The organism is Mesorhizobium sp. M4B.F.Ca.ET.143.01.1.1 (assembly GCF_004792275.1).
Classification (GTDB): domain Bacteria; phylum Pseudomonadota; class Alphaproteobacteria; order Rhizobiales; family Rhizobiaceae; genus Mesorhizobium; species Mesorhizobium abyssinicae.
Map to the genome: position 1 here is coordinate 101075 of NZ_SRSR01000016.1, position 18631 is coordinate 119705.

The 18631-nt window shown below is 65.1% G+C and carries 25 protein-coding genes; 7 read left to right on the forward strand and 18 right to left on the reverse strand.

What is annotated here, in order from left to right:
• Positions 1-6: 6 nt before the first annotated feature.
• From EN786_RS29055 to gcvA, 3 genes are all read right to left on the reverse strand, one after another.
• A complete protein-coding gene (locus tag EN786_RS29055) occupies positions 7-879 on the reverse strand; it encodes a sugar ABC transporter permease (protein ID WP_126057039.1) in 873 nt (290 codons plus the stop codon).
• A gap of 139 nt (positions 880-1018) precedes the next feature.
• Positions 1019-2329, reverse strand: a complete 1311-nt coding sequence (locus tag EN786_RS29060; RefSeq protein ID WP_127282616.1) for a sugar ABC transporter substrate-binding protein — start codon at positions 2327-2329, stop codon at positions 1019-1021.
• Positions 2330-2522: 193 nt separating this feature from the next.
• Positions 2523-3431, reverse strand: a complete 909-nt coding sequence (gene gcvA, locus EN786_RS29065; RefSeq protein ID WP_135909166.1) for a transcriptional regulator GcvA — start codon at positions 3429-3431, stop codon at positions 2523-2525.
• Positions 3432-3541: 110 nt separating this feature from the next.
• Here gcvA and EN786_RS29070 point away from each other — a divergent pair, with 110 nt between their 5' ends.
• On the forward strand, positions 3542-3727 hold the full coding sequence (locus EN786_RS29070; protein ID WP_127282618.1) for a hypothetical protein: 186 nt from the start codon (positions 3542-3544) through the stop codon (positions 3725-3727).
• Positions 3728-3801: 74 nt separating this feature from the next.
• On the opposite strand, the gene EN786_RS29075 is transcribed toward EN786_RS29070, so the two are convergent.
• The gene (locus tag EN786_RS29075; protein WP_127282619.1) at positions 3802-4758 is read right to left on the reverse strand and encodes a sugar-binding transcriptional regulator; all 957 of its coding nucleotides are present in this window, start codon (positions 4756-4758) and stop codon (positions 3802-3804) included.
• A 199-nt stretch (positions 4759-4957) separates the two neighbouring features.
• Here EN786_RS29075 and EN786_RS29080 point away from each other — a divergent pair, with 199 nt between their 5' ends.
• Positions 4958-5590: an HAD family phosphatase gene (locus EN786_RS29080; RefSeq protein WP_127282620.1), complete on the forward strand. Its 633-nt coding sequence runs from the start codon at positions 4958-4960 to the stop codon at positions 5588-5590.
• 336 nt (positions 5591-5926) lie between these two features.
• On the opposite strand, the gene EN786_RS29085 is transcribed toward EN786_RS29080, so the two are convergent.
• The 9 genes from EN786_RS29085 to ureC form a co-directional block, all read right to left on the reverse strand.
• Complete coding sequence (locus EN786_RS29085; protein ID WP_127310202.1) at positions 5927-6694, reverse strand: class II aldolase and adducin N-terminal domain-containing protein; 768 nt, start codon at positions 6692-6694, stop codon at positions 5927-5929.
• A gap of 66 nt (positions 6695-6760) precedes the next feature.
• Entirely contained in the window at positions 6761-7393 is a 633-nt protein-coding gene (ureG, locus tag EN786_RS29090) for an urease accessory protein UreG (protein WP_127310201.1), read from the reverse strand.
• Complete coding sequence (locus tag EN786_RS29095; protein WP_127282623.1) at positions 7390-7830, reverse strand: DUF3995 domain-containing protein; 441 nt, start codon at positions 7828-7830, stop codon at positions 7390-7392. Before EN786_RS29095 ends, ureG begins: the two co-directional genes overlap by 4 nt.
• Complete coding sequence (locus EN786_RS29100) at positions 7827-8498, reverse strand: urease accessory protein UreF (RefSeq protein ID WP_189340475.1); 672 nt, start codon at positions 8496-8498, stop codon at positions 7827-7829. The genes EN786_RS29095 and EN786_RS29100 overlap by 4 nt, the downstream gene beginning before the upstream one ends.
• Positions 8491-9093, reverse strand: coding sequence for an urease accessory protein UreE (gene ureE / locus EN786_RS29105; RefSeq protein ID WP_127310200.1), 603 nt, complete (start codon positions 9091-9093; stop codon positions 8491-8493). Before ureE ends, EN786_RS29100 begins: the two co-directional genes overlap by 8 nt.
• Positions 9090-9695 (reverse strand): glutathione S-transferase family protein, encoded by a 606-nt coding sequence (locus EN786_RS29110; RefSeq protein WP_127282625.1) that lies wholly within the window; start codon positions 9693-9695, stop codon positions 9090-9092. The genes ureE and EN786_RS29110 overlap by 4 nt, the downstream gene beginning before the upstream one ends.
• A 60-nt stretch (positions 9696-9755) precedes the next feature.
• Complete coding sequence (locus EN786_RS29115) at positions 9756-10349, reverse strand: hypothetical protein (protein WP_127310199.1); 594 nt, start codon at positions 10347-10349, stop codon at positions 9756-9758.
• 73 nt (positions 10350-10422) lie between these two features.
• Positions 10423-10767: a hypothetical protein gene (locus tag EN786_RS29120; protein WP_127310198.1), complete on the reverse strand. Its 345-nt coding sequence runs from the start codon at positions 10765-10767 to the stop codon at positions 10423-10425.
• A gap of 44 nt (positions 10768-10811) precedes the next feature.
• Positions 10812-12527: an urease subunit alpha gene (gene ureC / locus EN786_RS29125; protein WP_189340477.1), complete on the reverse strand. Its 1716-nt coding sequence runs from the start codon at positions 12525-12527 to the stop codon at positions 10812-10814.
• A 164-nt stretch (positions 12528-12691) separates the two neighbouring features.
• On the opposite strand from ureC, the gene EN786_RS29130 reads away from it, so the two are divergent.
• Entirely contained in the window at positions 12692-13069 is a 378-nt protein-coding gene (locus tag EN786_RS29130) for a hypothetical protein (RefSeq protein WP_127282627.1), read from the forward strand.
• A 129-nt stretch (positions 13070-13198) separates the two neighbouring features.
• The gene (locus EN786_RS29135) at positions 13199-13690 is read left to right on the forward strand and encodes a hypothetical protein (RefSeq protein ID WP_127310196.1); all 492 of its coding nucleotides are present in this window, start codon (positions 13199-13201) and stop codon (positions 13688-13690) included.
• A 44-nt stretch (positions 13691-13734) separates the two neighbouring features.
• Here EN786_RS29135 and EN786_RS29140 read toward each other — a convergent pair whose 3' ends face one another.
• The 5 genes from EN786_RS29140 to EN786_RS29160 are packed head-to-tail and all read right to left on the reverse strand — an operon-like array spanning position 13735 to position 16110.
• Entirely contained in the window at positions 13735-14040 is a 306-nt protein-coding gene (locus EN786_RS29140) for an urease subunit beta (RefSeq protein WP_126057054.1), read from the reverse strand.
• Between the two features lie 8 nt (positions 14041-14048).
• On the reverse strand, positions 14049-14642 hold the full coding sequence (locus EN786_RS29145) for a HupE/UreJ family protein (protein WP_127310195.1): 594 nt from the start codon (positions 14640-14642) through the stop codon (positions 14049-14051).
• 35 nt (positions 14643-14677) lie between these two features.
• Positions 14678-14932 carry a DUF1272 domain-containing protein gene (locus tag EN786_RS29150; protein ID WP_127310194.1) on the reverse strand — a complete coding sequence of 85 codons (255 nt, stop codon included), beginning with the start codon at positions 14930-14932 and terminating at the stop codon, positions 14678-14680.
• A gap of 10 nt (positions 14933-14942) precedes the next feature.
• A complete protein-coding gene (locus tag EN786_RS29155) occupies positions 14943-15245 on the reverse strand; it encodes an urease subunit gamma (RefSeq protein ID WP_095805092.1) in 303 nt (100 codons plus the stop codon).
• Positions 15246-15273: 28 nt separating this feature from the next.
• Positions 15274-16110, reverse strand: coding sequence for an urease accessory protein UreD (locus EN786_RS29160; protein WP_127310193.1), 837 nt, complete (start codon positions 16108-16110; stop codon positions 15274-15276).
• Positions 16111-16319: 209 nt separating this feature from the next.
• Here EN786_RS29160 and EN786_RS29165 point away from each other — a divergent pair, with 209 nt between their 5' ends.
• The 3 genes from EN786_RS29165 to EN786_RS29175 all read left to right on the forward strand — a co-directional run bounded on the left by EN786_RS29165 (position 16320) and on the right by EN786_RS29175 (position 18625).
• Entirely contained in the window at positions 16320-16574 is a 255-nt protein-coding gene (locus EN786_RS29165) for an acyl carrier protein (RefSeq protein WP_127282632.1), read from the forward strand.
• Positions 16575-16578: 4 nt separating this feature from the next.
• The gene (locus EN786_RS29170) at positions 16579-17787 is read left to right on the forward strand and encodes a beta-ketoacyl-[acyl-carrier-protein] synthase family protein (RefSeq protein WP_127310192.1); all 1209 of its coding nucleotides are present in this window, start codon (positions 16579-16581) and stop codon (positions 17785-17787) included.
• A 142-nt stretch (positions 17788-17929) separates the two neighbouring features.
• Positions 17930-18625: a glutathione S-transferase N-terminal domain-containing protein gene (locus EN786_RS29175; RefSeq protein ID WP_135909168.1), complete on the forward strand. Its 696-nt coding sequence runs from the start codon at positions 17930-17932 to the stop codon at positions 18623-18625.
• Positions 18626-18631: the final 6 nt, after the last annotated feature.

An 18631-nucleotide genomic window follows, 5' to 3' on the forward strand; every position in this document is an offset into this window, starting at 1 on the left:
CCTCCCTTACTTATCGAGGTTCTTGCCGACTGCGCGCATGGCGAAGAAGGCGACGATGTTGGCGAGAATGACGGCGATCACGCCACCGGCGGACGCCTGGCCGATTTTGAATTCGAGCAGCGCCTTCTGATAGACGAGGAAGGGCAGGTTGGTGGAGGCGTAGCCGGGGCCGCCATTGGTGGTGACCAGGATCTCGGCGTAGACCGAGAGCAGGAAGATCGTCTGGATCAGGATGACGACGGTGATGGCGCGCGACATGTGCGGCAGCGTCAGATAGATGAAGCGGCTGAGGAAGCCGGCGCCGTCCATCTCGGCCGCCTCCTTCTGCTCGCCGTCGAGCGACTGCAGCGAGGTCAACAGGATCAGCGTGGCGAAGGGCAGCCACTGCCAGGCGACGATGATGATGACGGCGGTCAGCGGATGCTGGCCGAACCAGTCGATCGGCTGGCCGCCGAAGAAGCGCGCAATATCGGCGAAGACGCCGTATTGCGGGTGCATGATCATGTTCTTCCAGACCAGCGCCGCTACCGGCGGCATGACGAAGAACGGCGAGATGACGAGGATGCGGACGATGCCTTGTCCCCACATCGGCTGGTCGATGAGCATCGCCAGGAGGATGCCGCCGACCACCGTGATCACCAGCACGCTGACGACGATGGTCAGCGTGTTGAGAATGGCCGCAAAGAATGCGGGGTTGGAGTAGAACAGCTTGTAGTTGGAGAACCAGACAAAACCGTCGCGGATCGGGTTCAGCGGATTGTATTGCAGGAACGAGAACCAGAGCGTGAAGGCAAGCGGCACGATCATCCAGACGAACAGTAGGATCACCGATGGCGCCATCATGAAGCGGGCAAGCGAACGGGTCTGCTGAGTAGCCATGACGGTCACCCTCCAAATGTCAGCCGGATTTTAGAGTTGTGTCACAATTTCCGAGATTGTGAAGGTGGCCGCCCGACTGGGATTCGGGCGGCCAATGCCGGTCATGATGCGCTACCGGCGTTCGGCACCGGGAGGAGCCTTACTTGATGTAGCCGCCTTCGGTCATCGCCGCGGTGGCTGCGTCCTGAGCCTGCTTCAGCGCGTCGTCGACGCTCGACTGGCCGGCGAGTGCCGCCGAGAACAGCTGGCCGACAGTGGTGCCGAGACCCTGGAACTCAGGAATGGCGACGAACTGCACGCCGACATAGGGCACCGGCTTGACCGTCGGATGCGTCGGGTCGGCCGCGTTGATGGAGTCCAGCGTCATCTTGGCGAAGGGCGCCGCCTTCTGGTACTCGGCGTTGTTGTAGAGCGAGGTGCGCGTGCCAGGAGGAGCGCTGGCCCAGCCTAGCTTGGAAGCGACGAGCTCGGAGTAATGCTTGCTGGTTGCCCAGGAGACGAACTTCTGCGCCGCGTCAGCCTTCTGCGTGCCGGCGGGAATGGCCAGCGACCATGCCCACAGCCAGTTGCCGCGCTTGCCGAGGCCATTGTCGGGCGCCAGCGCATAGCCAACCTTGTCGGCGACCTTCGAGCTCTTCGGATCGGAGACCATGGATGCGGCGACCGTGGCATCGATCCACATGCCGCACTTGCCCTGCTGGAACAGCGCCAGGTTCTCGTTGAAGCCGTTGGACGAGGCGCCCTCGGGGCCGTCGGCCTTCATCAGGTCGACATAGAACTGCAGCGCGTTCTTCCATTCCGGCTGGTCGAACTGCGGCTTCCAGTTCTCGTCGAACCAACGGGCGCCGAATGAGTTCGACATGGCGGTCAGGAAGGCCATGTTCTCGCCCCAGCCGGCCTTGCCGCGCAGGCAGACGCCGTTCACGCCATTGGCGCGGTCGGTCATCTTGTCGGCGGCCTGCTTGATGAAGTCCCAGGTCGGCGCTTCGGGCATGGTGAGCCCGGCCTTCTCCATCAGATCCTTGCGGTACATGACGAAGGAGCTCTCGCCGTAGAAGGGCGCCGCATAGAGCTTGCCGTCGACCGAAAGGCCGCCGGCGATAGCCGGCAGGATGTCCTTGACGTCATAGTCGTCACCGAGCTTGTCGAGTGGCAGCAGCCAGCTCTGCTTGGCCCAGATCGGAACCTCGTAGGTGCCGATGGTCATGACGTCGTACTGGCCGCCCTTGGTGGCGATGTCGGTGGTGACGCGCTCGCGCAGCACGTTTTCTTCAAGCGTGACCCAGTTGAGCGTGATGTCGGGGTTAGCCTTGCTGAAGTCGTCGGTCAGCGTCTGCATGCGGACCATGTCGGCATTGTTGACGGTGGCGATGGTGATGGATTCGGCGTGCGCGGCGAACGCAAGAGCGCTGGCCGACAACAGGCCCAGGGTGAGCGTGCGAAGTTTCATCAAATTCCTCCCATAAACCAAGTGAGCATTTGCCTTGGCTGTGAGCAATTACTCATCTGATGTGAATTATGTCAAGCCGGATTCGATGCTGCAGCGCAGCACAAGTGACCCGTGCGCCGACACGCAAAAGCGCACGGGCAGATGCATGAAGAGGCGCGACGGGGTTGGCCAGGGACGGGCTTTCGCGATCAGCCTATTGGCAGGCGATCTCGGCCAGGATCCAGTCGCGGAAGGCGCGGATCTTCGGCACGTTGCGGCGCGCCGTAGGATAGACCAGCCAATAGGCATGGCCATCGTCGCCGACCAGATCGAAAGGCTGGATCAGGCGGCCGTCGGCGAGCTCCGCCTTGAACAGCGCCCTGGTCACGATCGCCACGCCCTGGCCGGCGATCGCGGCATTGGCCTCATAGGCCTGGGCGCCCATGCTGGTGTTGGGGCGCCTGGCCAGCTCCTCGACCGGCAGGCCGGCGGCGGTGAACCAGTCCCGCCACCAGATGTCGCCGGGATCGAGGATCGGCAGGCGCAGGAGATCGGCCGGTTCCCGGACGCCGCCGATGCTGGCGGCAAGCTCCGGGCTGAGCACAGGGGTGAAATCGGCATTGAACAGCCTGTGCACCTCGACGCCCGGCCAGGTGCCGCCGCCCGAGCGGATGGCGATGTCGATGTCCTCGCGGGCGAAGTCGACCAGGCGGTTCGAGGTGTCGAGGCGGACGGCGAGCGAGGGATGCGCGACCTGGAAGGAGCCGAGATGCCGGGCGAGCCAGTTCGACGCGAAGGTGAGCAGCGTCGAGACGCAGAGCACGCCGTCGGCGCCGCCGCGGGCCGCGGCATAGGCGCCGCTCAACAGGGCGAAGGCCTCGCTGACCGCCGGCGCCAGGCGCTGACCGGCTTCGGTCAGCACGATCTGCTTGGGCTTGCGCAGGAACAGCGGCGAGCCGACGCGCTCCTCGAGCAGCTTGATCTGGTAGCTCGCCGCGGCTTGCGTCATGCCGAGCTCGGCGGCCGCCTTGGTGAAGGAGAGATGCCGCGCCACAGCCTCGAAGACCCGGATCGCGGCGAGCGGCGGGAGCTGGGCGAGCTGCCGTGAGCTGAGTTCGGGCATAAGGCCTCCTTATGGGCCGTGATCGACGTTTGATTGGTCGCAGCGGCCGATCGGACCGATATCTGGGGTCGACGACACCTCTCGTCCAGACATAGCGAAGGCTGACGATCATGACCACGGTACAGGAAAAACTGCTTCTCGTTCCAGGCCAGGCTTGGTTTTCATGGCTTGTGCGTGGATTTGCGCACCATCGGGCGAAGCGGCGGGCCTATCTCGACATCAGGGAGCTGTCGCCGCACCTGCAGCGCGACATGGGCTTGCTGGACGGCAACGGCAATTTCGATCCCTACAATTAGGCCCTGCTGATTTTATCGGAGATCGGGGCACCTGCTGGCTTGGCGCATGAACGGCTCCGAACCCGAGGCGCAGATCATGCGCCAAGCAAGGCTGTCGCGGTTCGCTCGTCGGTGATGAGGCCGTTGACCAGACGCCGGTTCACGGCGGCGAGGATGCCGGGCAATTTGCGCTCGCCCATGGCGAGGGCGATGACCAGCGACCTTTCGCGCGACGGCAACGCCGCCGAAGAGACGCGGTCATTGGTGATGCCGTCGATCATGCGGCCCTCGCGGTCGAACACCCAGCCGACGATCTCGGCGATGCCGCCGGCTTTCTGCAGCGACTTCAACTCGCCCTCGGAAATGAAGCCGTCCTCGTAGAGCGGGGCCTTGGGGCCGAGATCGCCGATGCCGACGAAGGTAACGTCGGCTTCCGCCGCCAGCGCCAGCGTCGGCTGGATCATCGGCTGGCTGAGCAGCATGTCGCGCTCTTCCGGCGAGGAGGCGATGACCGGCAGCGGCATCGGGAAGGAGCGCGCCTTGACCCTGTCGGCCATGGTGAAGATGACGTTGTAGAAGGCGGCGGAGCCGTCCGGCGAGATGTTGCCGGTCAACGACACCACCTTGTGCTGCGGGCATTCCATCGGCGGCAATTGCTCGATCGCCGCCTTCAGCGTGCGCCCGGTGCCGATCGCCATGACCAGGGGTTCCGGGGAACGCAGCCGCCGCTCGATTTCCGCCGCCGCCGCCTCGGCGACGCCGATCGTCGTCGAGGACGAGGTGGGATCGCTCGGCACCACTTCGACCAGATCGAGCGCGAAGCGCGATTTGAGCCGCGCCGCCAGGTCGAGGCAATTGGCGATCGGATGGTCGACACGCACCTTGATCAGCCCTTCCGAGACCGCCAGCGACACCAGCCGCTGCGCCGTCTGCCGGGAAATGCCAAGCGTCAAGGCGATCTGGTCCTGCGTGTTGCCGGCAACATAATACAGCCAGCCGGCGCGCGCCGCGTCGTCCAACCGGTTGCTGCCGCTGTCCTGCCGCGAATTCACTTCTGCCTCCCAAACCCGCCCAACAGGGCGCGGGTACCACTAGCTTACAGGGAATGTGCCAACGCGCAATTGTCTATCGACAGGGCAATTGCCTGCACTTGCGATGCGACCGGGAATGGGGACGGCGGCAAAGGAAGGCCTGCTTGACGGTTTATCTCGGCACGCAAACCGATTAAGGGGATCGGCAAAGGAGCCTTGCATGACGCCGAAAGCGGTTTTCTGGGATATGGACGGGACGCTGGTCGACAGCGAACCGTTGCACGAGGCGGCTCTGGTGGCGGCCCTGCGCAGCGTCGGCATCGCGCCGCCGACCAATCTGCATGAGCGGGTGCTGGGCGTCGCCGCATGGCCGGTCTATGAAATGCTGCGCGCCGAATTCGGGCTCGACCTGCCGTTCGACGACTGGATCGTGCGCAAATACGATCACTACCTGCCGCTGGCCGAGACGCTGAAGCCGCGCCCGGGCGCGATCGAGATCTTCAACGAATTGCGCGAACGCGGTGTCGAGCAAGCGGTTGTCTCCAATTCCGACCGGCTGATCGTCGACGCCAATCTGCGCGCCGTGGGCCTGATCTACCCCGGTATGAAGACGATCAGCCGCAACGACGTGCGCGAAGGCAAGCCCTATCCCGAGCCGTTCCTGCGCGCCGCTCATCTGGCCGAGGTCGATCCGGCGCAATCCGTCGCGGTCGACGACAGCCTGACCGGCGCCATGGCCGGCCTTGCGGCGGGGATGCGCACGATGTTCTGGCCGGAAGCGCCGATGGCTGGGCCGCCGGGGGCCGTGGTGATCAACAGCGCTGATGAATTGCGGGCGCAATTGGGGCTCTAAGCGAACTCGTAAGCGTCGGCGCCGTCATCCTAAGCGGCTGGTCATTGGCGATACCGTGTAGCTTGGCGCATGGATTGTCTAATGTAGCGCTGGTCGACCCCCACTCCGTCTCGGCTTCGCCGAGCCACCTCTCCCCCGATCGACGGGGTAGAGGAAAGGCACCAAGCTTTTTGCCGTCAACGCTCCCTTCCTTTCCCTCCGGAGGGGGAAAGGTGGCGCTGCGAAGCAGCGACGGATTGGGGGAACCACGTGGCGATCAAGCCTCGGCCTGATCAGTCACGCCAGTCACAGAAGATGTGTGCATGGCGTATGCGTGACGGGGAGAAGGAAGAGGCCTCAGTTCCGGTAGGCCGGTTCCTGCTCGTCGAGGATCGCCTTCAGCTCGGCGAGATGGCGTTCGGCCTGGCCCGGATAGTTGTTGGCTTCAGCCGCGGTCTTTTCGGCGATGGCGTCGGACAGGGTGCGCAGCGGACGGCCGGTCCATAGCGCCTTGATGTATGTCTCGGCGGCGCGCTCGAAATAGAACATGCGGTTGAAGGTGTCGGCGGCAGTGTCGCCGATGACCAGCACGCCATGATTGCCCATGACCATGACCTTCACCTTGGGATCGGTCAGAAGCTGCGAGCAGCGCTCGCCCTCCTCCTCGAAGGCCAGCCCGCCATAATGGGCGTCGACGACATGACGGTTGAAGAAGGTGGCCGAGTTCTGGTCGATCGGCGGCAGGCGAGAGTCGGCCAGCGAGGCGAGCACGGTGGCGTGAATCGAGTGCACATGCATGACGCAGCGCGCATGCGGCACGTTGCGATGGATGGCGCCATGCAGGCCCCAGGCCGTCGGGTCCGGCGCATTGGGGCCGGAGAGCGTGGCGGGATCGTTGGCGTCGATCAGCAGCAGGTCGCTCGCCTTGATGCGCGAGAAATGCACCTGGTTGGGGTTCATCAGGAATCTGGTGCCGTCGTCGTTGACGGCCAGCGAGAAATGATTGGCCACCGCCTCATGCATGTTGAGCCGTGCCGTCCAGCGGAAGGCGCAGGCGAGGTCGACGCGCTCCTCGTAGAAGGGCAGGTTGCTCAGCGGTTCCTTCTGCAGGCGGGCGATGCTCATCGAAAATCCTCCGGTTTTGGCGACAATGCCGCGCTGAAGGCCAGCCAGCAACGGCAAACTCGTGGGTCAGGCGGCCGGGCGCGCCGACTGCAACCCGCCATGCTCGACGATGAACTCGATCACCTCCTTGAGGCCCTTGCCGCGCGACAGGTCGGTGAAGCCGAACGGCCGCTTGCCGCGCATGCGGGCGGCGTCGCTCTCCATGATTTCGAGGTTGACGTTCACATAGGGCGCCAGATCGCTCTTGTTGATGACGAGGAAATCGGAGCGGGTGATGGCCGGCCCGCCCTTCCTCGGGATCTCCTCGCCCTGGCAGACCGAGATGACATAGAGCGTGAGGTCGGCGAGGTCGGGCGAGAAGGTGGCGGCAAGATTGTCGCCGCCGGATTCGATGAAGATGACGTCGAGGTCCGGAAATTTGCGGTTCAGTTCGGCGATCGCCTGCAGATTGATCGAGGCGTCCTCGCGGATGGCGGTGTGTGGGCACCCCCCCGTCTCGACGCCGACGATGCGCTCCTCCGGCAGCGCCTGCAGGCGGGCCAGCATCATGGCGTCTTCCCTGGTGTAGATGTCGTTGGTGATGACGGCGATGGAGAAGTCGTCGCGCAGCGCCTTGCAAAGCTTTTCGGTGAGCGTCGTCTTGCCGGAGCCGACGGGACCGCCGATGCCGATGCGAAGGGGGCCATTGGCCTGGGTCATGCGGAAAACTCCGTGATGGCGAGGATTGCGAAGCCTGCTCCGATCAGCAGGCAGAGCGGCGAATAGAGGCGCTGGTCGAGCCGTGCGAAAGGCTGTTCGGGCGCCAGCCGGCGCCACCATGGTGTGAAGCCGGCAGTGCCGCGCCCGAGGAAGACCAGCGCGATGAGCAGCGAAGTGGCGGCCAGGCCAGGCTTGGGAAAGGGCGAGGCAAAGACGCCCTCGAGCGCCAGTGGCCACAGCGTCGCCAGGCCAAGGCAGGCGGCGACGGCAAAGCTGGCGCCAGGCGACGGCATCTCGTCGACGCCGCGGAAGCCGACGACGGCTCGGGCGCATGACTTGGCATCGGTGCCCGGCCAGATGCCGCCGATGCCCCAATAGACATGCAGCGCGGTGATGAGGAGCAGGACGAGCGAGAGCGCGAAGGCGAGCACGATCATGAGCGGAACAACCGGGAGTACTGGGTTTCGTGCCGCATTGCCATGACGTCGGAGACGAAGGCGCAGCCGCCGAGATCGTCGAGCGAAGAAGTGGCGGCGCGGGCGGCCGTCGCCAGCGCCAGCGGCTCGAAGCCGGCTAACGATGCCGTAGCGTCGACCTGGCCGACGACGCCGAGCCGGATCGCCACCTGGACGAGGTTGGAGAAGAAGGCCTGCAGGAAGGCGGAGAGCGCGTCCGTCAGGCCAATGCCGTTGCCGCCGGCAACGGCGCCGACAGCGACGCAGTAAGGGCAATCGGCCGGCAGGCGCCCCAGCACAGGACTGGGCCAGGCCGAGGCTGCCTTGAGGAAGGCCGCGCCCTGCAGCATGGTCTCGGCATGGCGCTCGCGCGAGCCTGCCAATGCTTCGGCGACGGCCGCGATCTCGCCGAGATCGCCGAGCTCGCTGGCGCGGCGCCAGCTCTCGGCAAACAGCACGGCGTCGTTCCAGCCCGAGCCCATCTCGACCAGCGTCTCCAGCCAGGCGGCGAGGCTTTGCCTGTCGGCCACAAGACCGTCCTGCACCGCGCGTTCGAGGCCGTGGCTGTAGGAGAAACCGCCGACCGGAAAGGCCGGCGACAGCCACGCCATCAGGCGCAGCAGGGCGATGCCGGATGGCTGCTCAGTCATGGTGGTGGTGGTCATCATGCGAATGGGAATGACTGTGCGAATGGCTGTGGGAATGCTCGCCGCCATGCGCATGGGCATGCGCTTCGGCGTGGCTGTGCGCATGGCTATGGCCGTGATCGTGGCCGCCATGGCCGGAATAGGCGCCGCGCACCGGCTTGAACGGTTCGCGGACCTCGCTGACCGTGGCGCCCAATCCCTCCAGCATCGCCTTGATGACATGATCACGCAGGATGAGGATGCGGTCGGCCTCGATCGCCGCCGCGAGATGGCGGTTGCCGATATGCCAGGCGAGCTCGGTGAGGTGCACGGCATCGCGGGCGCGGATATCGTAGACGTCCTCGGGTGCTGCGACGATCTCGAGCTGGCGGCCGTCCTCCAGCACCAGCCGGTCGCCATTGTCGAGAGCCACCGGCTCGGGCAGGTCGACCAGCACCTTGTCGCCGGTCTCGGTCTCGATGGCGCGGCGGCGCAGATGCCGCTCGTCATGGGCAAGCACTGCCCTAGCGTAAGGGACGGTCGCTCCGGCCTTGTCCGCGGCGAGAACGGAGATCGCGCGCGGGAATTTGGTGAAGTCGGTGTTGATGTTCAGTTTCATCTCATGGCTCCGCCATTAGCTTGCGCCCGCGCGCGGGCGGGACGCGACAGCACGCGCTCGAAATAAGCATTGACGCGTTCGGACTCGATCGGAAACCGCCCGGCGCGAGCCCAGCCACCCATATCGCCAAGCAGCACATCGACCGCGGAAAATCGGTCGCCGAGCGCGAAAGGCTTGTCGCCGAGCCGACGATCGAGCGCCTTGACCTCCGCGGCGAAATCGTGGGCGGCGGCGGGGCCGACATCGACGCGGACTTCCTTCGGCAGAATGAAGCGGTGGCGCAGCTTGTTCCACAGCGGCGCCTCGAATTCCGACTGGGCGAAATGCATCCAGGAATCCATCTCGGCGCGGCCGGCGAGACCCGGATTGGCGCCCATGCCTTTGTCGGCATGCTTTTCGGCAAGATAGACGCAGATCGCCGCGGAATCGGTGACCTTCAGATCGCCGTCGATCAGGATCGGCACCTTGCCGGAGGGGTTGAGCGCGTAAGCTTCGGGCGAGCGCAGCTTGACCTCGACGAATTCATAGGGCTGCCCGAGCTCCTCGAGCATCCACAGGACGCGGCTGACCCGGGACCCGCGCGATCCGACGGCCTTGTACATGGCTCTAAACCTGCCTTTCCAACGAAGCGTAGCTCATCCAGTCCATCCGCCCAATGGCGCTCAGACGATGGTGTCGAAGAGCCGCAGGATGAACGATACCTGATAGATCAGCGTGACGGCGACGAAGGCGATGTGGAAGCGGCGGTCGCGCACCATGATGGCAGCGATGCAGAGCCCGACGAAGACCGGTGTGCGGATCAGATATTCGTGGCCGTAGCGGGCGAAATGCTCCTCCCCCTTGAGCAGCGTGTCGATCACGTCGAGCAGATAGGTGGTGCCCAGCAGGCCGAAGAACCAGGCGCGGCGCGAATAGAAATAGTCCTCGTAGCTGGTGTAATCGAGCATCGAATCCGGAAACAGCAGCGCGCAGAGCAGGAACAGTGTGACGGCATAGAAGATGATGAAAAGATATTTGCCAAAGGTCCAGGTCTCCAGCGCGTACAGGCCGAACTCCCACCACCAGAAATGCACCAGCAGCAATAGCATGGAGCCGACCCAGGCCAGATGCACCGGATAGAGCCGGTACTGCCCGGGATGCTGGACGAGGCGGGCAACTCCCGACAGAAGCCGGGTCACGCCAAGGCCGATCACCATGCCCATGACGATGCGGATATGCGGGAAGACGTCGTGCGGGGAGGCTATTTCGGTGGGCATGCCTGATCACGTTGCCACTTGTCGTGAGCCGCATATTGCGGCGTACCTTTAAGAGCCGCAACGGACTTTGTTGCTAGCAGTAGCCGGAGTGAGAAAAGGTCATCTCAGCGATCTTGCCCTTTTCATCCACGCAATAGTTGGCAGCCATGATGTTAATGCAACCCTCGACGCGTCGAAGCCACATGGTGCGCACCTCGCATTGACCTCCAGCTTTGGATTGTCGCAGAACCGGTGGATTGCTCGCCAGCCTAAAAGCCGATTTGCCGGCAAACCATGTTTCGAAGGCTGCCGCGTTTGAACCTGTCGGAAACTTGCGCTCTGCTTCCAATTTCAAAGTCGCATATTCGGCGCGGAAGGCCACCGGCTCTTTCAGATATCCGCAACCGCCCAGACAGCCGAGGACAACAAAGGCTAGCACGAGGGATTTGCGGGTTTGGCGATTGCCAAGAAGCGCTGATCTTTTCAAAACAGAAAATACCGCTGCGCCATCGGCAGCACGGTCGCCGGCTCGCAGGTCAGCAACTCGCCGTCGGCGCGCACTTCGTAGGTTTCCGGATCGACCTCGACGTGTGGCGTGGCGTCGTTAAGCACCATCGAATGCTTGCCGATGCCGCCGCGCGTGTTCTCGACGGCGACCATCGCCTTGTCGACGCCGAGCTTCTCCTGCAGGCCGGCGTCGAGCGCCGCCTTCGACACGAACGTCACCGAGGAGTTGGTCAGCGCCTTGCCGTAGGCGCCGAACATCGGCCGGTAGTGCATCGGCTGCGGCGTCGGGATCGAGGCGTTGGGATCGCCCATCGGGGCGGCGGCGATCGAGCCGCCGACCAGCACCATCTCCGGCTTGACGCCGAAGAAGGCCGGGTTCCACAGCACCAGGTCGGCGCGCTTTCCGACCGCCACCGAGCCGATCTCCCTCGACAGGCCGTGCGCGATGGCCGGGTTGATGGTGTATTTGGCGATGTAGCGGCGGACGCGGAAATTGTCGTTGTCGCCGGTCTCCTCAGGCAGCGAACCGCGCTGGCGCTTCATCTTGTCGGCCGTCTGCCAGCAGCGGATCGCCACCTCGCCGACGCGCCCCATGGCCTGGCTGTCCGACGAGATGATCGAGAAGGCGCCGATGTCGTGCAAGATATCTTCGGCCGCGATGGTTTCCTTGCGGATGCGGCTTTCGGCGAAGGCGATGTCCTCCGGGATCGACGGCGACAGATGGTGGCAGACCATCAGCATGTCGAGATGCTCGGCCAGCGTGTTGACCGTGTAGGGCCTTGTCGGATTGGTCGAGGACGGGATGACGTTGGGCAGGCCGCAGACCTTGATGATGTCGGGCGCATGGCCGCCGCCGGCGCCCTCGGTGTGGAAGGCATGGATTGTGCGGCCCTTGATCGTCGCCACCGTGTTCTCGACGAAGCCGGACTCGTTCAGCGTGTCGGTGTGGATCATCACTTGCACGTCATGGGCGTCGGCGACCGACAGGCAGCAGTCGATGGCGGCCGGCGTCGTGCCCCAGTCCTCGTGCAGCTTCAGCGAGCAGGCGCCGGCCAGCACCATTTCTTCCAGCCCCGCCGGCAGCGAGGCATTGCCCTTACCGGAGAGGCCGATGTTCATCGGAAAGGCGTCGAAGGACTGGATCATGCGCGCCATGTGCCAAGGGCCCGGCGTGCAGGTGGTGGCGAGTGTGCCATGTGCCGGGCCGGTGCCGCCGCCGAGCATGGTGGTGACGCCGCTCATCAGCGCTTCCTCGATCTGCTGCGGGCAAATGAAGTGGATATGCGCGTCGAAGCCGCCGGCGGTGATGATCTTGCCCTCGCCGGCGATGATCTCGGTGCCGGGGCCGATGATGATGGTCACGCCGTCCTGCATGTCCGGATTGCCGGCCTTGCCGATGGCGGCGATGCGGCCGTCTTTGAGGCCGATATCGGCCTTGAAGATGCCGGCGCTTGCATCGATCACCAGGGCGTTGGTGATGACGGTGTCGACGGCGCCTTGGGCGCGCGACACCTGGCTCTGGCCCATGCCGTCGCGGATCACCTTGCCGCCGCCGAATTTCACCTCCTCGCCGTGGAGCGTTAGATCCTTCTCGACTTCGATGATGAGCTCGGTGTCGGCAAGCCGCACCTTGTCGCCGACCGTCGGGCCGTACATCTGCGCATAGGCGGCGCGGGTAATTCTAGCCATCAGCACTTGCTCCCGAAAAGCGGCCCGATCGAAGCCGGGCTCCACATTGGCGCCATCCTATGGTCACGCAATGACCCGCTGGGCGACACCTTGTGTTCCCATTTCGCGGTTGAGGTGGGCGAGTCACCCCGAAACGACCGTTTGCCAAATCGATGGAAGGAAAATCCATGCGCAAAACGACACTTCTGGCGGCCGCCGCTGCCGCGATGCTGGCGAGCGCCGCCAGCGCCCAGCAGCAGCCTGCCCAGCAGCAGCAGCCCGCGCCGACCGCTCCCGCGGCGCCCGGCGCGCAGCCGGCCGTGCCGACGATCCAGAGCGTCAACATCGTCGACATCACCGAGCTGCCCAAGGACACCCAGACGCAGGTCAACCAGGTGATCGCCGAGCGCGGCGAGGCCGGGCTGCAGAAACTGCGCAGCTCTATCGACGCGACGCCCAAGGTGAAGTCGGCGCTGGAAGCCAAGGGGCTCACCTCGGCGCAAGTGGTCGCCGCCAGCATGAACACCGGCGGCGCGCTGACCCTGATCACCAAGAAGGCGAGCTGACGACCGGCCGCGGCGGACCGGCACCCGGTCCGCCCACGGCGAAGAAGAAGGAACCATAGCAAGACGCAAGCCGTTTCGTCCCTGTCGCGCTGGACCGCGTCCGGAAGCGACCCCCCTCAGGAGCGAGCCATGGCGATCAACTCCTTCTCCGTTACGAGGCTGAAAAGCGCCGCCGCCATGGCGCTGTTGCTGGCGGCCGCGCCCCTTGCCGGACTGAACGCGCAAGGGCTCGAAAACAAGGAGACGGTCGACCGCATCGTCGGCTCCGACGTCGAGCAGGAAGAGACCAAGACCACCGCCGAGGCAGGCAAGGTCGCCAGCGCGATCGACCGGACGCGCGAGAACATCGGCGCGGTGCGCAAAACTTCCAAGCTCGACAAGGTCGACATCGTGTTCCTCACCGACGCCGCGCGCAGCGAAGGCGGACCGCCGCCGGCGATCGAGAGCAAGATCGAGCAACACCGGGACGACATCGCGGAGCTGCGCAAGGAGATCGAAGCCAACGCGCTGCTGTTCAACGCCATCGATTCGCGGCGCGTGCAGGCAGAGGATGTCGTCGCCGTCGCCTTCGACGATCCGGGTAAGGTCGTCATTTATGCGGCTGCCAAGCCGCCAGGCTGAGCCGGAAGCGCGGGACGGGCCGACAGCTCCAGGCGCTATCGGCCTCACAGCTTGCCCATCACCTTCTGCTGAAAACCGTAGACTTCGCGTTTTCCCCCGAGCGGCACCAGCGTGACGTCGCGCTCCTGCCCCGGCTCGAAGCGGATCGCCGTGCCGGCGGCGATATCGAGGCGCATGCCCCTGGCGGCCTCGCGGTCGAATTTCAGCCCTTCATTGGTCTCGAAGAAATGATAGTGGCTGCCGACCTGGATCGGCCGGTCGCCGCTGTTGGCGACTTTCAGCGTCAGCGTCGGCAGGCCTTTGTTGAGCTCAATATCGCCTTTGGCGGTGATGACTTCGCCGGGGATCATTGCCAGCCTCACAGCACGCCGAAGACGAGGCCGACGCCGACGGCCGCGCAAGCGGCACCAGCGGCGCGGGCAAGGCCGCGGAAGCGCATGCCAAACCCAAGCGCGGCGGCAATGCCGGTGGCGTGGAGCAGCGCGGTGGCGACGGCAAAACCTGCGATGTATTCCAGCCCGCCGGCGTTTTCGGGCACTTCCGTGCCATGGGCGTGACCATGGAACAGCGCGAACAGGCCGATGATTGCGACACCGGCCGAGACAGGCAGGTCAACCGCAAGTGCCACCAGCAGGCCAAGCGCCACGACAGAGGCAAGAATGCCCGGCTCGACGAAGGGTACCGGCACATGCAGCATGCCGAGCGCGCCGCCCGCCAGCATGACGCCGACGAAGGCCAGCGGCCATGCCCATATCGCCTTGCCACCCTTGAGCGCCGCCCAGAGCCCGACCGCGACCATCGCGGTCATGTGGTCGAGGCCGGACAGCGGATGCATGAAGCCGGCGGTGAAGGACGAGGTCGTGCCGACGCCGACATGGGCATAGGCGGGCATCGCCGCTGCCAGCAGCATGACGGCGGTCAGCGTGGTGCGTTTCGTCGAAGCTGAGATCATCGATTTGCCTTCTCTTATGCCTTCTCTGGGGACGGTCAGGCGGCCACGCGAGGGCCGCAACCCTCGGCCTTGAGCACGCGTTTGGTGGAAGCCGGGTATTTCTTCAGCATGGCCGCCGGCCGGATCGGCCGCGCCGTAAAATTGCCGCCGCAGTTCGGGCAGACGCCGCCGAGCACGTTTCCAGCGCAATCGGCGCAGAAGGTGCATTCGAAGGTGCAGATCAATGCATCCGTCGCCTCCGGCGGCAGGTCCTTGTCGCAGCATTCGCAGTTGGGGCGCAGCTCCAGCATCTTTTCCTCCTCAGCGTATCGGCTCGTGCACGGTCACCAGCTTGGTGCCGTCGGGAAACGTCGCCTCCACCTGCACGTCGTGGATCATCTCGGCGATGCCATCCATCACCTGCGCGCGGGTGACGACATGGGCGCCGGCCTCCATCAGCTCAGCGACCGGGCGGCCGTCGCGGGCGCCTTCAACGACGAAGTCGGTGATTAAAGCGATCGCCTCCGGGTGGTTGAGCTTGACGCCGCGCTCCAGCCGCTTGCGCGCCACGATCGCCGCCATGGCGATGAGCAGCTTGTCCTTTTCCCTCGGCGTCAGGTTCATGCGTCTTCCCGGATTGGCGTATTCAGCTTCAGAGTGACCATAATTTGGGCAGGCCGGCCCGTCCGTTGAGCAATTCGACAAGCGGAACCAGCCGCTTGCGGAGCCGGTAGCCGTCCTCGGCGAACAGCCTCGCAAGAAGCTTGCCAGATTGGTTGACGGTCCAGACGCTGGCGCCGCCCGCATCGCCGATGATGGCGCGCGCCGGATCGAGAAAGGCCTCCGCCCGCGGCGAGACCATCAGCAGTGTCGCGACCGCGGCGGCGCCGCCGGCGACGGCCGGGCGGCCGAGCGCGGCCGCTATGTCCGGCCCTATGCGGAAATCCTCGGCGTGGACGAGAGCGCCCTCCTGGCGGACACGCCAGCGGTCATGGAAGCTGCCTTCCGTCGTCCTTTCGCCCATGGCCAGGCGGCCGAACACGGTGGCCTCCAGCAACAGCGCCTCGGCGCCGGCGGCAAGCTCGACATCGAGGCTGCGGGCGAAAGCCGCCCGGTCGAAGACGATGGTTTCCTGCGGCAGCCAGGCGAGGCTGCCGCCTGCGCCGACATTCAGCTCGACCCGCATTTCGGCGCGGTCGGAGGCAGCGCGATAGACCTTCTCGCAGGCCTGGGTGGTGATCGAGGCAGAGGCACCGGCGCCGACGTCGACCTGCCAGGCAAGGCGGTCGCCGCCAGTCAGGCCGCCGGCGGTGTTGATCAGCACGGCTTCAAGCGGGTCGACCGAGACGGCCGGCATGCGGATCTTGGCCGAGCCGTCCTGGTAAAGACGCTCGAGCCGCGTGCGGCCGTCCTTCCTGCCGCAGAAAAGCCTGGCTCGCCCGGCAACACGCTGTGCAGTCGGCGCGGAAGTCGAGAGAGTTGCCATCATGTCCATGCCGCCAACGTTAAGCACTCCGGCGGCTTTGTCGATATATAGCTTGTTGCTTGACAGCGTTTCGGTTTCTATAGAGGGAGCCACCTTGGAACGGTCATGCAACGTCTGACGGAGCATGAAGCGACGACGACGATGCGAATCCGGGGATAAAAGGGGCGCTGATCGATTGGCGTCGGGAAACGACAAAGTGGGGAAGAGACCGAATGGCTGATCAGCTGGCGACGGACATCATCGCGAAGATCAAGGCTCATGCCGAGCCCGGCGGCGAAGAGATCACCACCAGCACCGAATTGACCGCGCTGGGCATCCATTCGCTGGAACTGACCGAGATCATCTTCGATCTCGAGGAAGAGTATGGCATCGAGATCGAGATGAACACGGTCGATGCCTGGAGCAATCTGAAGAATGTCGGCGACATGGTCGAGGCGGTTCGCGCGCTGATCGCGAAAAAAGCCTGACCGCATGCTGAAACGCGTCGTCATTACCGGCATCGGCGGACTCTGCGGGCTTGGCACCGATGCCACCGCCATCTGGAGCGAAATGCGCGCCGGCCGCTCGGCGATCGGCCCGATCGACAATCCGCTGCTGCACGATCTGAAGGTCAAGATCGGCTGCGAGATCAAGGAGTTGCCCGAGCACGGCATCGACCGCAAGCAGCTGGTGTCGATGGATCGCTTCAGCCTGCTGGCGGTGATCGCGGCACGCGAAGCCATGCAGCAGTCCGGACTGGCGACGCATGCGGACAATACCTACCGGATGGGCACGATCGTCGGCGTCGGCGTCTGCGGCTTCGAGGCGATCGAGGAAAACTACCGCGCCATCCTGATCGATAAGAAGAACCGCGCCGGCATCTTCACCGTACCGAAGGTGATGCCGGGCGCCGCCTCGGGCCAGGTCAGCATGAATCTCGGGCTGCGCGGGCCGGTCTTCGGCGTCACCTCGGCCTGCTCGTCGGCCAACCACGCGATCGCCACGGCTGTCGACCAGATCCGGCTCGGCCGCGCCGACGTCATGGTCGCCGGCGGCACCGACGCGCCGCTGGTCTGGGGCGTGCTGAAGGGCTGGGAGGCGCTGCGCGTGCTGTCGCCCGAAACCTGCCGGCCGTTCTCGGCCGACCGCCAGGGCCTGGTGCTCGGCGAAGGCGCCGGCATGGCGGTGCTGGAAAGCTACGACCACGCCATGGCGCGCGGCGCCACAATCCTCGCCGAGGTCGCCGGCGCCGGCCTCTCCGCCGACGCCTCCGACATCGTCGCGCCGACCGTCGAGGGGCCGGAGGCGGCAATGCGCTTCTGCCTCGCCGACGCCGGCCTCAATCCCGAGGACATCGACTATCTCAACGCGCACGGCACCGGCACCAAGGCCAACGACCAGATCGAGACAGCGGCAATCAAGCGCGTCTTCGGCGAGCACGCGCGCGCGCTTTCCATATCCTCGACCAAGTCGATGCATGCGCACTGCCTCGGCGCCTCGGGCGGGCTGGAGATGATCGCCTGCGTGATGGCGATCCGCGACGGCATCGTGCCGCCGACGGCGAACTTCCGCGAGGCCGACCCGGATTGCGATCTCGACGTGACGCCGAATGTCGCGCGCGAACGCACGGTGCGCGCCGCGATCAGCAACGGTTTCGCCTTTGGCGGCACCAATGCGGTGCTGGCCTTCAAGGCGGTCTGACGGCCTCTATTTCCGCCAGGGTCATTTCCATCGACGGTCCGGAACCCTCGCTTGCATATTGATCGCGGCGGGCCGCGCGCCTAACTCATGGCGACCCGCCACGACCGCCGTTCGGCGCCCAGTCCCCGCCCAGGAGCCTTCGATGACCGACCTGTCCGCCTTTCCAATCGCCACGCGCTGGCCGGCCGCCCACCCCGATCGCATCCAGCTCTATTCCTTCCCGACGCCGAACGGGGTGAAGGTGTCGATCACGCTGGAGGAGCTTGGTCTTGCCTACGAGCCGCATGCGGTCAACATCGGCAAGAACGAAAGCTGGACGCCGGAATTCCTGTCGCTCAACCCCAATGGCAAGATCCCGGCGATAATCGATCCGAACGGCCCCGGCGGCAAGCCGATCGGCCTGTTCGAATCCGGCGCCATCCTGCTTTATCTCACTGACAAGACCGGCAAGCTGATCCCCGCCGATCCGATCCGTCGCTACGAGACGATCCAGTGGGTGTTCTTCCAGATGGCCGCGATCGGCCCGATCTTCGGCCAGGTCGGCTTTTTCAACAAATTCGCCGGGCGCGAGATCGCCGACAAGCGGCCGCTGGAGCGCTATCGCGACGAGTCGCGGCGGCTGATCGGCGTGCTCGAAACCAGGCTCAAGGGCCGCAGCTGGATCATGGATGAAGACTACACCATCGCCGACATCTCGATGCTCGGCTGGGTGCGCAATTTGATCGGCTTCTACGAGGCGCGCGAACTCGACGATTTTCCGCTCGTGGCGGCATGGCTGGAGCGCGGGCTGGCGCGGCCGGCGGTGCAGAGAGGGCTCACCATCCCCGCCAGGGGCTGAAAGGCC

Excerpts from the sequence above, each read along its gene's own strand:
- EN786_RS29170 (WP_127310192.1), top strand. The coding sequence starts at position 16,579 with ATGCTGAAACGCGTCGTCATTACCGGCATCGGCGGACTCTGCGGGCTT.
- EN786_RS29140 (WP_126057054.1), bottom strand. The coding sequence starts at position 14,040 with ATGATCCCCGGCGAAGTCATCACCGCCAAAGGCGATATTGAGCTCAAC.
- ureE (WP_127310200.1), bottom strand. The coding sequence starts at position 9,093 with ATGAAACTGAACATCAACACCGACTTCACCAAATTCCCGCGCGCGATC.
- EN786_RS29165 (WP_127282632.1), top strand. The coding sequence starts at position 16,320 with ATGGCTGATCAGCTGGCGACGGACATCATCGCGAAGATCAAGGCTCAT.
- EN786_RS29145 (WP_127310195.1), bottom strand. The coding sequence starts at position 14,642 with ATGATCTCAGCTTCGACGAAACGCACCACGCTGACCGCCGTCATGCTG.
- ureG (WP_127310201.1), bottom strand. The coding sequence starts at position 7,393 with ATGACCCAGGCCAATGGCCCCCTTCGCATCGGCATCGGCGGTCCCGTC.
- EN786_RS29135 (WP_127310196.1), top strand. The coding sequence starts at position 13,199 with ATGGCGATCAACTCCTTCTCCGTTACGAGGCTGAAAAGCGCCGCCGCC.
- EN786_RS29060 (WP_127282616.1), bottom strand. The coding sequence starts at position 2,329 with ATGAAACTTCGCACGCTCACCCTGGGCCTGTTGTCGGCCAGCGCTCTT.
- EN786_RS29095 (WP_127282623.1), bottom strand. The coding sequence starts at position 7,830 with ATGATCGTGCTCGCCTTCGCGCTCTCGCTCGTCCTGCTCCTCATCACC.
- gcvA (WP_135909166.1), bottom strand. The coding sequence starts at position 3,431 with ATGCCCGAACTCAGCTCACGGCAGCTCGCCCAGCTCCCGCCGCTCGCC.
- EN786_RS29110 (WP_127282625.1), bottom strand. The coding sequence starts at position 9,695 with ATGTACAAGGCCGTCGGATCGCGCGGGTCCCGGGTCAGCCGCGTCCTG.
- EN786_RS29055 (WP_126057039.1), bottom strand. The coding sequence starts at position 879 with ATGGCTACTCAGCAGACCCGTTCGCTTGCCCGCTTCATGATGGCGCCA.
- EN786_RS29175 (WP_135909168.1), top strand. The coding sequence starts at position 17,930 with ATGACCGACCTGTCCGCCTTTCCAATCGCCACGCGCTGGCCGGCCGCC.
- EN786_RS29070 (WP_127282618.1), top strand. The coding sequence starts at position 3,542 with ATGACCACGGTACAGGAAAAACTGCTTCTCGTTCCAGGCCAGGCTTGG.
- EN786_RS29100 (WP_189340475.1), bottom strand. The coding sequence starts at position 8,498 with ATGACTGAGCAGCCATCCGGCATCGCCCTGCTGCGCCTGATGGCGTGG.
- EN786_RS29115 (WP_127310199.1), bottom strand. The coding sequence starts at position 10,349 with ATGCCCACCGAAATAGCCTCCCCGCACGACGTCTTCCCGCATATCCGC.
- EN786_RS29160 (WP_127310193.1), bottom strand. The coding sequence starts at position 16,110 with ATGATGGCAACTCTCTCGACTTCCGCGCCGACTGCACAGCGTGTTGCC.
- EN786_RS29155 (WP_095805092.1), bottom strand. The coding sequence starts at position 15,245 with ATGAACCTGACGCCGAGGGAAAAGGACAAGCTGCTCATCGCCATGGCG.
- EN786_RS29080 (WP_127282620.1), top strand. The coding sequence starts at position 4,958 with ATGACGCCGAAAGCGGTTTTCTGGGATATGGACGGGACGCTGGTCGAC.
- EN786_RS29085 (WP_127310202.1), bottom strand. The coding sequence starts at position 6,694 with ATGAGCATCGCCCGCCTGCAGAAGGAACCGCTGAGCAACCTGCCCTTC.
- EN786_RS29150 (WP_127310194.1), bottom strand. The coding sequence starts at position 14,932 with ATGCTGGAGCTGCGCCCCAACTGCGAATGCTGCGACAAGGACCTGCCG.
- EN786_RS29130 (WP_127282627.1), top strand. The coding sequence starts at position 12,692 with ATGCGCAAAACGACACTTCTGGCGGCCGCCGCTGCCGCGATGCTGGCG.